The sequence below is a fragment of the Photobacterium pectinilyticum genome (genome assembly GCF_024357955.1).
In the GTDB taxonomy this organism is placed as follows: Bacteria; Pseudomonadota; Gammaproteobacteria; order Enterobacterales; family Vibrionaceae; genus Photobacterium; species Photobacterium pectinilyticum.
Genome location: NZ_JANEYT010000102.1, coordinates 1 through 14,716 on the forward strand (window position 1 = coordinate 1; position 14,716 = coordinate 14,716).

Annotated in this window: 14 protein-coding genes and 2 tRNA genes; 9 read left to right on the forward strand and 7 right to left on the reverse strand. The window is 49.2% G+C overall.

What is annotated here, in order from left to right; translation table 11 throughout:
• Positions 1–208 precede the first annotated feature (208 nt).
• Positions 209–1,654: a YfcC family protein gene (locus tag NHN17_RS23475; protein WP_255045090.1), complete on the reverse strand. Its 1,446-nt coding sequence runs from the start codon at positions 1,652–1,654 to the stop codon at positions 209–211.
• Between the two features lie 96 nt (positions 1,655–1,750).
• Here NHN17_RS23475 and NHN17_RS23480 point away from each other — a divergent pair, with 96 nt between their 5' ends.
• Positions 1,751–1,948, forward strand: coding sequence for a hypothetical protein (locus NHN17_RS23480; RefSeq protein ID WP_255045091.1), 198 nt, complete (start codon positions 1,751–1,753; stop codon positions 1,946–1,948).
• Between the two features lie 477 nt (positions 1,949–2,425).
• On the forward strand, positions 2,426–2,824 hold the full coding sequence (rraB, locus tag NHN17_RS23485) for a ribonuclease E inhibitor RraB (RefSeq protein ID WP_255045092.1): 399 nt from the start codon (positions 2,426–2,428) through the stop codon (positions 2,822–2,824).
• A 248-nt stretch (positions 2,825–3,072) separates the two neighbouring features.
• Here rraB and NHN17_RS23490 read toward each other — a convergent pair whose 3' ends face one another.
• The 5 genes from NHN17_RS23490 to pepA all read right to left on the reverse strand — a co-directional run bounded on the left by NHN17_RS23490 (position 3,073) and on the right by pepA (position 9,615).
• Positions 3,073–3,978, reverse strand: coding sequence for a bifunctional helix-turn-helix transcriptional regulator/GNAT family N-acetyltransferase (locus NHN17_RS23490; RefSeq protein ID WP_255045093.1), 906 nt, complete (start codon positions 3,976–3,978; stop codon positions 3,073–3,075).
• A 36-nt stretch (positions 3,979–4,014) separates the two neighbouring features.
• The gene (locus tag NHN17_RS23495) at positions 4,015–4,485 is read right to left on the reverse strand and encodes a DUF2061 domain-containing protein (RefSeq protein WP_255045094.1); all 471 of its coding nucleotides are present in this window, start codon (positions 4,483–4,485) and stop codon (positions 4,015–4,017) included.
• Between the two features lie 210 nt (positions 4,486–4,695).
• Positions 4,696–7,572 (reverse strand): valine--tRNA ligase, encoded by a 2,877-nt coding sequence (locus tag NHN17_RS23500; protein WP_255045095.1) that lies wholly within the window; start codon positions 7,570–7,572, stop codon positions 4,696–4,698.
• Positions 7,573–7,599: 27 nt separating this feature from the next.
• Positions 7,600–8,052, reverse strand: coding sequence for a DNA polymerase III subunit chi (locus tag NHN17_RS23505; protein WP_255045096.1), 453 nt, complete (start codon positions 8,050–8,052; stop codon positions 7,600–7,602).
• Positions 8,053–8,106: 54 nt separating this feature from the next.
• Complete coding sequence (gene pepA / locus NHN17_RS23510; RefSeq protein WP_255045097.1) at positions 8,107–9,615, reverse strand: leucyl aminopeptidase; 1,509 nt, start codon at positions 9,613–9,615, stop codon at positions 8,107–8,109.
• A 196-nt stretch (positions 9,616–9,811) separates the two neighbouring features.
• Here pepA and lptF point away from each other — a divergent pair, with 196 nt between their 5' ends.
• Positions 9,812–10,912, forward strand: a complete 1,101-nt coding sequence (gene lptF, locus NHN17_RS23515; RefSeq protein WP_255045098.1) for an LPS export ABC transporter permease LptF — start codon at positions 9,812–9,814, stop codon at positions 10,910–10,912.
• Positions 10,912–11,982 (forward strand): LPS export ABC transporter permease LptG, encoded by a 1,071-nt coding sequence (lptG, locus tag NHN17_RS23520; protein WP_255045099.1) that lies wholly within the window; start codon positions 10,912–10,914, stop codon positions 11,980–11,982. Before lptF ends, lptG begins: the two co-directional genes overlap by 1 nt.
• 56 nt (positions 11,983–12,038) lie before the next feature.
• On the opposite strand, the gene NHN17_RS23525 is transcribed toward lptG, so the two are convergent.
• Positions 12,039–12,533, reverse strand: a complete 495-nt coding sequence (locus NHN17_RS23525; protein WP_255045100.1) for an RDD family protein — start codon at positions 12,531–12,533, stop codon at positions 12,039–12,041.
• 228 nt (positions 12,534–12,761) lie between these two features.
• Here NHN17_RS23525 and NHN17_RS23530 point away from each other — a divergent pair, with 228 nt between their 5' ends.
• The 5 genes from NHN17_RS23530 (at position 12,762) to NHN17_RS23550 (ending at position 14,420) form a co-directional block, all read left to right on the forward strand.
• Positions 12,762–12,965, forward strand: coding sequence for a hypothetical protein (locus NHN17_RS23530; protein ID WP_255045101.1), 204 nt, complete (start codon positions 12,762–12,764; stop codon positions 12,963–12,965).
• Positions 12,965–13,306, forward strand: coding sequence for a hypothetical protein (locus NHN17_RS23535; protein ID WP_255045102.1), 342 nt, complete (start codon positions 12,965–12,967; stop codon positions 13,304–13,306). The genes NHN17_RS23530 and NHN17_RS23535 overlap by 1 nt, the downstream gene beginning before the upstream one ends.
• Positions 13,307–13,426: 120 nt before the next feature.
• A tRNA-Leu gene (locus NHN17_RS23540) sits at positions 13,427–13,512 on the forward strand.
• 337 nt (positions 13,513–13,849) lie between these two features.
• Positions 13,850–13,935: transfer RNA gene (locus NHN17_RS23545), tRNA-Leu, on the forward strand.
• 248 nt (positions 13,936–14,183) lie between these two features.
• Positions 14,184–14,420 (forward strand): hypothetical protein, encoded by a 237-nt coding sequence (locus NHN17_RS23550; protein ID WP_373689589.1) that lies wholly within the window; start codon positions 14,184–14,186, stop codon positions 14,418–14,420.
• Positions 14,421–14,716 lie beyond the last annotated feature (296 nt).

Here is a 14,716-nt window from a genome sequence, read left to right on the forward strand (position 1 = left end):
TGGACAACGTATCACCATTTCCAGGAGGCGGTCATGGAGTTATCAAAATGTAGCACTATTAGGATCAGCTATTTAGCTCGCTCGTTGTTATGCGGGGTTGTACGACAGCTTATTGTGCTTTCGTGGTTGGCGGTATGGTCGGTATAAGATAAAAAAGCCGCCCCAAAAGGGGCGGCGAAACAATCAAGATCGAAAGGTAGATTGTTATTTACAGCATGGCACCGACACTCAGCATCGCCATGATCAGCACCGTTAGGATACCTAGTAGTGGCGCCACCCATTTTACCCAGCGTACATAAGGGACTCGAGCAATAGCCAAGCCACCCATTACCACTGCTGATGTTGGTGTCATTAGGTTCACAATACCCGATGCTGATTGGTATGCCGTTACGACAAGGTCGCGGCTTACACCGGCAAAGTCAGCCAACGGTGCCATAATCGGCATGGTCAATACCGCCAGACCTGATGATGAAGGTACTAAGAACGACAGCAGGATCTCTAGCCAGTACATGACGTTGATGAATACGATTGAAGACAGACCAGTCACTGCATGCTCTGCAGTATTGAGAATGGTGTCTGTGATCATACCGCGGTCCATAATCACCACAATACCGCGAGCGATACCGATGATAAGAGCAACACCCAGTAGGTCTCGAGCACCGTCGATGAAGCTTGACGTGAATTCTTCTTCGCTCATGCGGGCAATCAAGCCGATGATGATGGTTGAAGCCAGGAACATGCCTGAAATCTCAGCCATCCACCATCCTGCAACAGCTACGCCGTAAATCATGATACCGAATGAAGCGGCGAAGATAGCCAAAATGACTTTACGGGTCGTTGTGAATTCCAGCATTTCGCCAGACTGGTTACCCAAGAAGTGGGCTTTGTTCTCTTCGTATTTGTCGTAGACAATCGATTTAGTTTTGTCGGCGCGAACCATTTTTGCATAGCGCATAACATAGGCAACACAGATCAACCAGCCGACTACCAACATGGCGATGCGAAGCATGATGCCATCGGTGAATGGGATGCCCGCAGCGTTGGCCGCGATAACGGTGGCAAACGGGTTGATGGTTGAGCCCAGAGTACCTATACCGGCACCGAGTAGTACTGTAGCAGCGGCAACGACAGGGTCAAAGCGGGCGGCCATCATGACAGGCACCAACAGTGTGTAGAATGGCAGTGACTCTTCCGCCATACCGTAGACAGTACCGCCTGCGGCAAACAGCGCCATCAGTATCGGTATCATCATTTCTTCACGCCCTTGTAAGCGCGCGGTTACCCGTTCGATACCGGCATCAATTGCACCAGTCTTGGTGACGAGGCCGAGGAAGCCACCGATTACCAATATAAATAGTGAAACATCGATTGCCGCGGCTTCATAAGTGTTGTGATCGTAGAAGCCATCAATGGGGGCCAGCAGGACGTCGACCACGCCTTGCGGGTTACTTTCTACGGATTGATAAGTTCCGGTTACTGGGACCTCTCGGCCTAAATCGTCATTCATTACACGGTCGTACTGACCAGCAGGTACAATCCAGGTCATTAATGCGACGAGGGCAATAAGAGCAAATAAAATGGTGTAAGCAGAAGGGAATTTAAAATTGGCAAAAAAGCCGCTTTTCTGTTCCTGTTTCATTGTTTCGGTTGTCATTGTTATCTCCTTGCCCTTGTACATTCAGCACAAGGGTGATTCATCTACCAGGCCTGTCGTCAGGCCTGTCGTCAGGCATGACGGGACTCGCCGGACATGACGCCGGAGCAGGCAGAACCAGGCATTAGCAAGTTGCTAACGGGAATGGTTTACAGGTTGTTTATCCTTGCTGTCGAAACAGGCGGGATCGGGGTGTCAACGTTGGGTGAGGTGTCGAAGCCGTATACTCACTCCCTGACACCGCAAAGGGAGGGGAAGTCCCCGACAGCGGATCGCTGTCCAATGCGAATGTAAGGTTGGTGAGTGTCCTACGGGGACGACGCAGCTGATTACGGCGCCGCCTCCCAGGCTTAAGGCCGTGGTAGAAGTTACTCATGATCGTATCTCTCGTATGCTTATTAATGGCCATCAGTCTTTGCCGTGGCTCTATTGGCTTGTTGCCAGTGAATTTTATGCCGCTAGGCGCAGTATATCTTTGGGATTGTTCACACTTTTCCCGCCCTTTCGTATCGCCTGTCCATCGCTAAATAGGCGGCTTAGGGTATTTCTCTGAGTTTTGTGGGTGAATATGCTATTGAGGGTTTTGTGTTTATTCGCTTGAAGCGCATATTGGGGAATATTATGCATTTCCCAGAGCCATTGTGCGGCGGAATAAATCGGCGGTTAGTTTGATAAATATCAAGTTTTCAAACTAGGGAGATTTCACTTGGTATTTTATTGCGATCCATGCGATATTTGCGTTCGAATTTATTCCATAGGTGGAGTTTCCCCATGTCTTATGCAGAACTGATCGAAGAGCAGAAGGAAGAAACGCGCGAAATTATTGCGGCGTTGCTAGAAGATGGCAGTGTGCCTGATGCGCTTTACACCATCGAGCACCATTTCTCAGCCGATACTTTTGAAGAGCTTGAAGCTGCAGCTGTTGAAGCTTTCAAGATGGGCTTTGAAGTGCTGGAAGCGGAAGAGCTTGAGTTGGCACCGGAAGACGGTGGTGGCAAAGTGGTGTGTTTTGATGCCGTGATGGAATCTGCGCTGAATGCAGAGGTCATTGATGAGCAGGCTGATAAGCTGATCCAACTGGCTGAGAAGCACAACATCGATTACGACGGTTGGGGCACTTACTTCGAGTCGGGCGAAGACGATGAAGAAGAGGGTGAAGACGAAGAGTAATCTTCGCCTGCCATAATACCAACCTACATAAATATTTGATCAGCGTTGCTGGTTAAAACCGCTGTTCTCTGCGTTAGATATTTTGTAACTAGAGTCACTTGTTACTGCAATATCTGCCTTGATAACAACGGTTTTTCCAGTGCAAATACTTGATCAACGACTTATCCAGATTGGTATAACTGCACTTTGATAACGTTGAAAAGCTGGCTTGTAGCCGGCTTTTTTTGTCTTCAGCAGCTATTTCAGCACTAGAGTGTTTTCAGCATCCTGACTTCGCAGGCATCGTGGCCGGTCTGTCCCATGGCGTGGGGGATCCGGACAAAACCCAATCCCAGATACAAGTTGATGGCAGCCTGCAGTGAGGCGGTGGTTTCGAGGTAGCATGCCTTGTATTGCTGCTGACGGGCAAATTTCAGTGCTGTGGCGGCGATCCGCCGGGCGAAGCCTTTACCCCGTAACTCCGGTAAGAAATACATCTTTTGCAGTTCACATACTCCTTCTTCTCCCGCTAAGGCCGCGATCCCTCCGCCGCCAAGGATACGATTGTCCCTCTCTACCACCCAAAATGCGCAGCCAGGCGCGCTGTAGACCTCGCTGAGCGCATCCAGAGTCGGGTCTGACACACCATAGCCTTTATCGGCGGTTAAGCCGTGCTCGTCTGATACCCTGCGTACAACTGCAGCCATAGCGGCGTTATCAAGCGGAGTTAGAAGCCGTAACTGATAGCCTTCCTGTTGTTTGTTGGCTTGAATCGCTTTGGTATAACGTTGCAGGCTTTGGGCCAGGCTGTCTATTTCGTCCTGATCGAGTTGCGCCATGAAGTGGGCCACTTGCTGGTTGAGTGACTGGTTGAGGGTGCCAAGTAGCGCTTGGCCTTGCTCGGATAAGCGCGAGAGCTGCTTGCGACCGTCTTCTGGATCAGCCTGGGTGGTTAGTAGGCCAGCATTGAGCAGGGTGGCACAGGTTCGGCTGGCATTGGATTTATCTACCTTAAGCCGGGCGGCAAGCTGGTTGACGGACAGTGGTTGGTCTTCCAGCTCAATCAAGGCGTGGGCTTGGACTGGGGTAATATCAAGATTTCCGCACTGGCGGTCAAGCATTCCCAATTCCCGCACGAGCAGGCGGGATTGGGCTCTGAGGGTAACGGCGTCCATGTATCAAACTCTTTTGGTTGCGTGATGCAATCAAAATTAGTTGCTTATCGCAACATTGTCAACCGAGATATCACTGACATCGGCGCACTGCTGCAATTCACCATGGTGGCAGGCAAGGTGCCCCAGAGCCTCTTTGGCTGCCTGTTTGGCGGTTTTCTTTTGCCAAATACGCTCATGGAAGTAGTAGGCGACAGTATTGATAGCCGGTTCAATCATTGCCATCACACTACCAATCAACACATCTCCGGTTAGTAGGTAGGCAACACCAAACGCTACGCTGAAGTGGACAACTGCAAAGCTGAAGGTTTTGCGTCCCGGGTTGGCATAGCCACGGCGAAGCAGCGCTTTGGTTTGCCAAGCTTTTTCATGGAAGTAGAAAGCTACCGTATTGACCATTGGCTCTATCATGGCGATCAGGCTGCTGATCAGGATCTCGCCCGTCAGTAAGTAGGCAACGCTAAATGCGACAAAGAAGTGGATAATGGCAAAGCTAATGGTCTTTTTCATGGTGGACTCTCCCTCAGTTGATAACTAAATAGTAGTGATAACCACTATCATTTGAAACCAATTATCATCTATCGCTTTGATAGGTGTGAGCTATGGCTGATTACGTTGATCTAATCGGGGGGAAGGGGATATCCGGTGCTATGGGAGAGCAGGCAAGAAAAAAGCCGGCACATGGCCGGCTTTTATTTAATGATTTGTATTTGTTAGCGATTACAGGGCTGCGATAGTCGCTTGCTGTTCAGCCAGTTTCACCAAGGTTTCTTTGTAGCCTTCAAGCTTCTCGCGCTCTTTTGCTACCACGGCTTCCGGTGCTTTGGCAACGAAACCTGCGTTGCCTAGCTTGCCTTCGATACGCTTGATCTCACCTTCCGTTTTCTTCACTTCACCCGCAAGGCGAGCAAGTTCAGCATCTTTGTCGATAAGGCCAGCCATCGGGATCATCAGCTCAGATTTACCCACCAGTGCGGTTGCACAAGCTGGAAGCTCTTTGCCATCAAGAAGTTCACCGTCAGCCAGTACCTTAATGCCTTCTAGCTTAGCAAGAGACATCAGTACTGTACGGTTGGCTTCGATGCGTGCTGCATCTTTCTCGTCAGCGACTTTCAGCATCACATCAAGCGCTTTGCTTGGTGCGATGTCGTACTCGGCACGTAGATTACGGATGCAGGTGATGAAGGTTTTCACCCACTCAATATCTGCCAGTGCGTTCTCATCGAAGTTAGACTCGTCGAACTGTGGTAACGCCTGAGTCATGATTGTTTCACCTTCAACACCGTCTACTAGCGGCATAACACTCTGCCAGATAGATTCAGTGATGTAAGGCAGAACTGGGTGTGCAAGGCGTAACGTTTTCTCAAGTACAGTGATCAAAGTACGACGCGTAGCACGTTGCTGTGCTTCGTTACCTTTCCACAATACTGGTTTAGTTAGCTCTAGGTACCAGTCACAGAATTGGTTCCAGATGAACTCATAAATTGTGCCAGCAGCCATGTCTAGACGGAAGTTTTCAATGTGTGCATTGAAATCTTTAGCCGCGAGTTCAAATTGAGATTCGATCCACTTATCTGCTAGAGAGTATTCAAGCTCAGCACCTTCACCGAAGCCGCAGTCTTGCTCTTCCGTGTTCATCAGCACGTAACGGCTTGCGTTCCAAAGCTTGTTACAGAAGTTACGGTAACCCTCTAGGCGTTTCATGTCCCAGTTGATGTCACGGCCCGTTGAGGCCATTGCTGCGAGAGTGAAACGCAGGGCATCTGTACCGTAAGGTTCAATACCGTCTTCAAAAGTTTTACGTGTTTGCTTTTCGATCTTCGCGGCAAGTTTTGGCTGCATCATGTTGCCACAGCGTTTCTCTACAAGCTCTTCAAGACCGATACCATCGATCATATCGATTGGATCAAGAACGTTACCTTTCGACTTCGACATCTTGTCGCCGTTCTCGTCACGGATCAGGCCCGTTACATAAACTGTTTTGAATGGTACTTGTGGTTTGCCGTTTTCATCTTTACAGAAGTACATGGTCATCATGATCATGCGGGCAACCCAGAAGAAAATGATATCAAAACCGGTTACCAGTACATCTGACGGGTGGAAGGTTTTCAGATCATCTGTTTGCTCTGGCCAACCTTGCGTACCGAATGTCCAAAGGGCTGATGAGAACCAGGTATCCAACACATCGTCGTCTTGGCGTAGAACCACAACCGGTGCCAGATTGTTGTTTGCACGTACTTCTTCTTCTGTACGGCCAACATAGACATTACCGTCGTTATCGTACCAAGCCGGGATACGGTGGCCCCACCAAAGCTGGCGAGAGATACACCAATCTTGGATATCGCGCATCCAAGAGAAGTACATGTTTTCGTACTGCTTTGGAACGAACTGGATTTCGCCGTCTTCCACTGCCTTGGTCGCTGTTTCTGCAAGCGGTGCAGCACGGACATACCATTGGTCAGTTAGCATCGGCTCGATAACCACGCCACCGCGGTCGCCGTAAGGTACAGTCAGATCGTGATCTTTGATTTCTTCAAGCAGACCAAGCTCATCAAGCTCTGCAACAACCGCTTTACGGGCAGCGAAGCGCTCCATGCCGTGGTATTTCGCTGGTAGCTCTGTGCTGTATGCATCGCTAGCTTCACCGTTGGTGGTGAAGACTTCAGCAGCATCGCGAATGTCAGCATTGAAGGTCAGGATGTTGATCATCGGTAGGCTATGACGCTTACCGACTTCATAGTCATTGAAGTCGTGCGCAGGAGTGATCTTCACACAACCTGTGCCTTTTTCCATGTCGGCATGCTCATCACCAACAATTGGAATACGGCGGTCAACGATAGGCAGAAGGATGTCTTTGCCAATCAGATCTTTGTAGCGTGGATCTTCCGGGTTAACAGCAACACCGGTATCACCCAGCATAGTTTCTGGACGGGTTGTTGCTACCACAATGTAGTCTTTGCCTTCCGCCGTCTTCACGCCGTCAGCCAGCGGGTAGCGGAAGTGCCACATGTGGCCTTTCTTGTCTTTGTTCTCAACTTCAAGATCGGAAATAGCGGTGTGCAGCTTTGGATCCCAGTTAACGAGGCGCTTACCGCGATAGATGAGATCATCTTCGTACAAGCGAACAAACACTTCTTGAACCGCATTAGATAGACCGTCATCCATCGTAAAGCGTTCACGATCCCAGTCTACAGATGCACCTAGGCGGCGAAGCTGTTGAGTGATGTTGCCACCAGACTCCGCTTTCCATTCCCAGATTTTGTCGATGAAGGCGTCACGGCCGTAGTCGTGCTTAGTCTTGCCTTCTTCGGCTGCAATCTTACGCTCCACAACCATCTGGGTTGCGATACCCGCGTGATCGGTACCGACTTGCCATAGGGTATTCTTGCCCTTCATACGCTCACAGCGGATCAGGGTATCCATGATGGTATCCTGGAACGCGTGGCCCATATGTAGGCTACCTGTGACGTTTGGCGGTGGGATCATGATGCTGTAGGCATCTTTTGATGTGTCACCGTGAGGCTTGAAGTAACCAGCCTCTTCCCAGCGCTGGTACAGCGCTTTTTCAATTGATTGTGGGTTGTATGTCTTTTCCATAGCGCTCTTAGAAGGATCTATGTGGAATTAAGGCGTCGTAGCAGCATTGGCCGTATTGAGCTGGATACCAGCTAGGCGATATTGCTTGTAGCGATCGCGTGCCAATTGCTTCAGATTTTCATCGCAAGGGACGAAGTCTATCACTTGTGAGAAGGTTACGGCAAAATTTGGTGCATTTTGCCCCAAATTAATCAGGATCCCGCGGCGTCCGCTGTGGCGTAGTCCGGGCCAGCCAATTTCGACCGGTGAGCCGCCGCGGGGGCCTTCACCTATCAGGTTATGGGGCACGAAGTTATCGGGGTCCAGTTGCCATAAATACTCATCTATTTGTTCTGCTTGCGCTTTGTCGGCTGCCAGCAGGTAGACTTTGTGGCCCTGACGGTAACTCATTGCTGCTTGGTGACAAGCAAAATGCAGTTGGAATTGGTTATCCCCTGCATGTTGCTCTTCACTGATTATATAAAAAGTAGCATGAGTCATGGCGTTTTCTCTATAAACGAAGGGGGCCGTTTGGCCCCCTTTTAAGCGTCAATGTTACTCGACGTTTTCTAGGCCGGCTCGGTTGAGCAGGAACTGGACCAGCAATGGGACCGGACGACCGGTTGCCCCTTTGGCTTTGCCACCGACCCAGGCGGTACCGGCAATATCAAGGTGTGCCCAGTTGTACTTCTTGGTAAAGCGAGACAGGAAGCAACCTGCTGTGATGGTCCCCGCACCCGGTGAGCCAAGGTTGGCCATATCGGCAAACGGGCTGGCAAGTTGCTCTTGGTACTCGTCGTTCATTGGTAGGCGCCACGCACGGTCACCAGCTTGCTCGGATGCGTTGATCAGCTCATGAGCTAGCGGGTTGTGGTTTGAAAGCAAGCCACTGATATGGTTGCCTAGTGCTACAACACAGGCTCCGGTCAGTGTCGCCACATCGACCACGCACTCTGGCTCAAAGCGCTCAACATAAGTCAGTGCGTCGCACAGTACCAGACGGCCTTCGGCATCGGTGTTTAATACTTCTACAGTTTGGCCTGACATCGTTGTTAGGATGTCACCCGGACGGTAGGCACCACCGCCAGGCATATTTTCACAGCCAGCAAGGATACCCACAACATTGATTGGTAGGTTCAGTTTCGCCAGTGCTTTCATGGCACCAAAGACGGTCGCCGCACCGCACATGTCGTATTTCATCTCATCCATTTGGGCCGATGGTTTGATAGAAATACCGCCGGAATCGAATGTCAGGCCCTTGCCGATCAAGACAATTGGCTTGGCGCTTGACTCAGGGTTGCCCTTGTATTCAATCACCGACATCATGGCTTCGTTCTTCGAACCTTGGCCGACAGCTAGGTAAGAGGTCATGCCAAGCTCTTTCATTTCCTGTTCACCAATGATCTTGGTGCTGACAGTGTCAAAGTCATCGGCTAGGCGACGAGCTTGAGAAGCTAGGTAGGCTGGGTTAGCCACATTGGGTGGCATGTTGCCCAGATCTTTACCCGCTTTGACGCCCGAAGCGACAGCTAGGCCGTGTGAAATAGCGCGTTCGCCCAAAGATAGCTCACGGCGGGTTGGCACATTGAATACCAGCTTGCGCAATGGACGGCGGGTTTCCGGCTTATTGCTCTTGAACTGGTCGAAGGTATACAGGCTGTCCTTTGTCGTTTCAACGGCCTGACGGACCTTCCAGTAGGTATCTCGACCTTTTACGTGCAATTCGGTTAGGAAGCAGACGGCTTCCATTGAACCGGTTTCGTTTAGGGTGCTAATTGTTTTTTTGATGATCTGCTTGTACTGGCGCTCATCAAGTTCGCGCTCTTTACCACAACCAACCAGTAATACACGCTCTGAGAGTACGTTTGGTACATGGTGAAGCAGCAACATTTGACCAGGCTTGCCTTCTAGATCGCCGCGGCGAAGCAGCGAGCTGATATAGCCATCACTGATTTTGTCAAGCTGTTCGGCAATGGGAGAAAGGCGACGTGGTTCAAATACCCCAACGACAATACAGGCACTGCGCTGTTTCTCGGGGCTACCACTTTTTACACTGAACTCCATGCGTACTCCTACATCCTAATAAAGACAATTAAAGCTAAATGTTAGATAATGCCGCACTTATGTTGCTGGACCCTAATTTCGGTATAGGATTAAAGTGCAGGTTAACAATTAGCCGAAAGATTAAAAAAATAACTGATTAACCGAAAAATTATAGTGATTCCAGTAAAAAAACAAGTTTTCTATGGGTAATTAAAGCGTGATTATTGTTCGGTATTTGACGCGTGAGACATTAAAAAGCCAATTTGCAGTTCTTTTTGTCCTTTTTCTTGTCTTTATTAGTCAGAAATTTATTCGCATTCTAGCTGATGCAACAGAGGGTTCCATCCCGAGTGATTTGATTGTGACCTTGCTCGGTTTATACATGCCATCGATGGCCTTGTTGATGTTGCCGCTGAGTTTGTACATTGGCATTTTGCTGACTTTCGGTCGTTTATACGCCGAAAGTGAAATTACGGTGATGAATGCCACAGGTATTGGGAATAAGTTCCTGATCCAGGCGGCGTTGTTGCTGGCGATTATTACCGGCGCTTTTGCGGCATTCAATGCGCTGTGGCTAGCCCCTTGGTCGGTAGAGAAAACCGAACAGTTGGTGGAGCAGGTCAAAGCCGATTCAGGCCTCGATTTATTGGTGAAAGGCCAATTCAAAGGGGCGCCTGATGGCCAGGGGGTTGTATTCGTCAATGATATTACCGATAGCGGTAGCCGGTTGGATAAAGTGTTTGTTGCCCAACTGTCTTCCCGCGATACCCTTCGCCCGAGTGTGATGGTTGCTGATCGCGGTTATGTCAGTGAACTTCCTGATGGACGCCAGGTGCTGGATCTAAAAGAAGGAACCCGCTACGAGGGGCTTCCAACTCGGCTGGATTATTCGATTACCCAGTTTGATGACTACCAAGCGCTTATCGGTCAGCGGGCGGTGCGTGAAAAAAGTCGTGATTGGGATGCTTTACCGACACTTGAGTTGATGCAACGCTCGGAGCTAGCAGCCAGGGCCGAATTCCAGTGGCGGATGTCGCTGGTTCTGTGTATTCCGTTGCTAACTATGGTGGTGGTTCCGTTGTCTGCGGTGAATCCTCGCCAGGGGCGCTTTGCCAAGCTGGTACCGGCAGTCTTGATTTACCTGACGTACTTTTTGGCGATCAGTGCGGGAAAATCGGCCATCGAAGACGGCGGTTTACCGTCGTATATTGGTTTGTGGTCAATCAACGGGGTGATTTTTGCCGTGGCGATTGCGCTGAACAGTTGGGATACCTTAGCGATACGTAAGGTGAGAGAGAAGTTTCGGAGACGCGGTTAATGTTTAAGATTCTGGATTTATACATTGGCCGGACACTGATTTCGACGTCGGCCCTGACATTGTCGACTTTGGTGGGCCTGTCGGCGATCATCAAGTATGTCGAGCAGTTGCGTAAAGTGGGCGATGGAACTTACGATTTGTGGAAGGCATTGGCATATGTTCTGCTCAGTATCCCGCGTGATATCGAAATGTTCTTCCCGATGGCGGTATTGCTGGGGGCGTTGATTGGTCTCGGCATGTTGGCATCAAGCTCGGAGTTGGTCGTGATGCAGGCGGCTGGTTTCTCCAAGCTGGATATTGGTTTGTCGGTGCTGAAAACAGCAGTCCCTTTGATGTTGATGGTGACATTGCTTGGCCAGTGGGGGGCTCCTGAAGCCCAGAAAGCGGCCCGAGAGCTACGTGCACTTTGGACTTCTGGTGGTAATATTCTTTCTGTTCAGCGTGGTATATGGACCAAAGACGATAATGACTTTATCTATATCGCTCGGGTGCATGAACAAAAAGAGCTGCATGGTATCAATATCTGGCAGTTCAACGAACAAGACGAACTGACTCATTCGACCTTTGCCGAATCGGCAGATTATGACAACGAGCAGGGATGGCAACTCAAGAATGTGACAGTGACGACCTTGGGTAAGGTTCAGCAAGTCAATGAGCGCATTCCTGAGATGCATTGGCAGACCACGCTCACACCGGATAAGCTCGCGGTGGTAACCCTCAAGCCGGAAGAGCTTTCACTGACCGGTGTGTATGACTACAAAAATTACCTCGAGGATTCCAAGCAGGATTCATCGCGGTATGCATTGGCATTTTGGCGAAAGGCTCTACAGCCTTTCTCTATCGCGGTTATGATGCTGTTGGCGCTGTCATTCGTGTTTGGCCCGTTGCGTTCGGTCACTATGGGGGCGAGGGTACTGTCAGGGGTGATTTTTGGTTTCGGCTTCTATATATCAAACGAAGTTTTCGGACCGATGAGTATTGTCTACCGATTGCACCCCATTATTGGGGCGCTAGGGCCGAGTTTAGTGTTCTTGTTTATCACTATCTATCTGTTGCGAAGAAAGCTATAGGGATGGACAAAAGAAAAGGCGCCACTGGCGCCTTTTTTATGTCTGCCCAACTACGGCTAGTTGACCTTAGGCAGGACTACCATCTCGCAGTCTGCCATGGCATCTTGGAAAGATTGATTTGTCTTGCTGAAAGGTGATAACAAGTTGCCCAGTCCAAATGCCGACGTTGCCATACGAATCATCGCTTGGGTCGGTCTAATATTGGAGCCATCTTTATTTTGTATGCGTAACTTCCATGCCCGCATGCCCAATGTTTGTCCTGCCTGGCACCAGAAATAAGTAAAAAAGCCCACAATGACCATGGTTAGGTAGCCGGTATAAATCATGCCAACCACAGGGTGCTTGGTCATGTAGGCACTGACATCTTCGTAGCCAGTAATATCGACCATTCCGATAGAGACCAAAATGGCCATCAAGCCGATAGCGATGCCGCCAGCAAGCATAAGTACTGCGGCGATGACCAGGGTGTCATAGAGCCATGCCGCAAGGCGACGAAAAAGGCTTGGGTATTGTTTTGTGGATGCAACGTCCGGCTGTTTCTTCTTTTTCACAAGGCTTTCCAAATTAACGTAGCTTCAATATGTTGCAGGCAGTGTAGCAATATAAGCCAGTTGGGTGAATGGGGCGGATCTTGGAAATGAGAGCCATCTCAGCAGCACTTTTTGCTATCAGCACTATATTTATTGAGTCTGCAGTTCAACGCTTAATAGGGCGAGGTAAAAATAGCAGATGTCCACACGATAGCCTGTTCCGGGGCATTGAGATTGAGGAGCAACACCATGGCTGATATCAATGACAATACCACCAACTGGCCTGAATTGGCCGGTGCTCTATATGACAAACTAACAGAGCGGCATGCTGAACTGACCTATGACTTTGACCATGTTGAAATCAGCGTGCCAAGCGGAGCTGGTGATAAACCAGAGCACTCGATTTGGAAGGTGAATGGCAGTATCAGCATTCGTGGGCGTAATCTGGATTGATGTTGGAATATGATGGTGAGGTTGAGGTTGAGCATGGTGGTGAAATTGCTCACCTCAACGCACAAGGAGGGCGGTTAACCCTAGAGGTTCCAAGTGAAGGTATGCTTGTGTCTTTGATTTGGCTCTATTGCCGTTTTCCGGTTTCAAAAACGTTATCACGAATCCCTTTTATCTTTGAGGGTCATCAGCTAGTTGTCAGTGTTCCTGACGGTGGTTCCTTGAGGATTGCCCGGCGCCAAAGTTGGCTACGTGTCTGGCTACCATATAAAGTATCGATATCCGGGGTAGGGTGGTGGATGCGTCATGGGCCTAAATTCATGTACCAATTCTGGCGTTCATAGCACTTGCTAATGGACCTTTTTGCTTAAAACGCTCAAAATCTCAGCAAACAAACGCAAGGGAGCGATTTTCCTACTTTTTCCTATTGCGTTGGTAAGCGATATGCGTAGAATGATTCGCATGCCCGGGTGGCGAAATTGGTAGACGCAGCGGATTCAAAATCCGCCGGTGAATAACTGTGCCGGTTCAAGTCCGGCCCCGGGCACCATTTTTAAATGACAAAGCCTCGACGAAAGTCGGGGCTTTGTTGTATTTGCGAGAAAGATAAACTTTGGCTTCTTTGATACATACGACATAACTCAATCCTGTGACTTATTGGATATTGTGTGTGCTGAGCAAGTTGCAATGTGTTGATCTCTCATGATTGCTATATCCTTCGATAGGTCTTACTCCCTGTCTTATTATACGGCGTAGCTCCCAATTACCTGTGGCTGCTTTATATCTGAGCGGCTTGGTTGTTCATTAGGCGCTTAGTGTTTGTTTTTGAATTGTTTGCAAAAAAACAATTGTCTATCAGCCCTATATACGTATAATAAGCCGCATCTGCCCGGGTGGCGAAATTGGTAGACGCAGCGGATTCAAAATCCGCCGGTGAATAACTGTGCCGGTTCAAGTCCGGCCCCGGGCACCATTTTTAAATGACAAAGCCTCGACGTAAGTCGGGGCTTTGTTGTATCTGCGTATTAGCTTTGTTTCGGTCACCATCACCAGCCTCATTATCTTAAGCTCTTTTATTGCTTGTCCTTATTCCAGTGACACAGGAACTACTATGCGATCTGAAAGGGAGCCTAACCGGGTAATAGGCGTTGTTGAGTTGATTAAACAGAGCAAGTTAGCCAACTATGGTTACCGGGCGAGCGGATCCCATCTATTCGCAAAATGAGCCAGCTACAATCAATCAGCCTGATGACCGTCATGAAAGCCTATGAGCTGTTGGAGCTCGAGGGTTGGATCTATGTGAAACCACAAAGCGGCTATAATGTCTCAGCTCACTTCAACCAATTCAAAGCCCCACCGCCGCTTCAGCCGCAAATTGTAAATCAATTGATTAGAATCAACCGCCATGTCTTGTTGGGTTTGCTTTGTTGCTGCGGCCTTGGTAATACGCAGTGCTAGAAGGTTGGGACAGAAAAAGTAGAGTTCCGAAGCGGCAAAACTATTGCTCAATGCGCTGCTGTGTCGGCAAATTATGCGTAAAATAGAAGGTTTGTCTATTTATTGAGCGATTGGTTAATTTGAATGAAATAATTGCATGTTCGCTATTGCCAATGTGATCGAAGTCTCTATAATGCGTCCTCACTGACACGGAGCACGGCAACTTAAGCCGCTATCCAGTCAGTATTGTTCTTTAACAATTTGACCATGCAATCTGTGTGGGCACTCGTGAAATGATAGTCAACAAAAGAATTATC

Bases quoted from the DNA above. Each gene is read 5' to 3' on its own strand.
- NHN17_RS23550 (WP_373689589.1), top strand. From the start codon at position 14,184: ATGAGCCAGCTACAATCAATCAGCCTGATGACCGTCATGAAAGCCTAT.
- NHN17_RS23530 (WP_255045101.1), top strand. From the start codon at position 12,762: ATGGCTGATATCAATGACAATACCACCAACTGGCCTGAATTGGCCGGT.
- NHN17_RS23535 (WP_255045102.1), top strand. From the start codon at position 12,965: ATGTTGGAATATGATGGTGAGGTTGAGGTTGAGCATGGTGGTGAAATT.
- NHN17_RS23480 (WP_255045091.1), top strand. From the start codon at position 1,751: ATGACGCCGGAGCAGGCAGAACCAGGCATTAGCAAGTTGCTAACGGGA.
- rraB (WP_255045092.1), top strand. From the start codon at position 2,426: ATGTCTTATGCAGAACTGATCGAAGAGCAGAAGGAAGAAACGCGCGAA.
- NHN17_RS23475 (WP_255045090.1), bottom strand. From the start codon at position 1,654: ATGACAACCGAAACAATGAAACAGGAACAGAAAAGCGGCTTTTTTGCC.
- NHN17_RS23505 (WP_255045096.1), bottom strand. From the start codon at position 8,052: ATGACTCATGCTACTTTTTATATAATCAGTGAAGAGCAACATGCAGGG.
- pepA (WP_255045097.1), bottom strand. From the start codon at position 9,615: ATGGAGTTCAGTGTAAAAAGTGGTAGCCCCGAGAAACAGCGCAGTGCC.
- NHN17_RS23500 (WP_255045095.1), bottom strand. From the start codon at position 7,572: ATGGAAAAGACATACAACCCACAATCAATTGAAAAAGCGCTGTACCAG.
- NHN17_RS23490 (WP_255045093.1), bottom strand. From the start codon at position 3,978: ATGGACGCCGTTACCCTCAGAGCCCAATCCCGCCTGCTCGTGCGGGAA.
- lptG (WP_255045099.1), top strand. From the start codon at position 10,912: ATGTTTAAGATTCTGGATTTATACATTGGCCGGACACTGATTTCGACG.
- NHN17_RS23495 (WP_255045094.1), bottom strand. From the start codon at position 4,485: ATGAAAAAGACCATTAGCTTTGCCATTATCCACTTCTTTGTCGCATTT.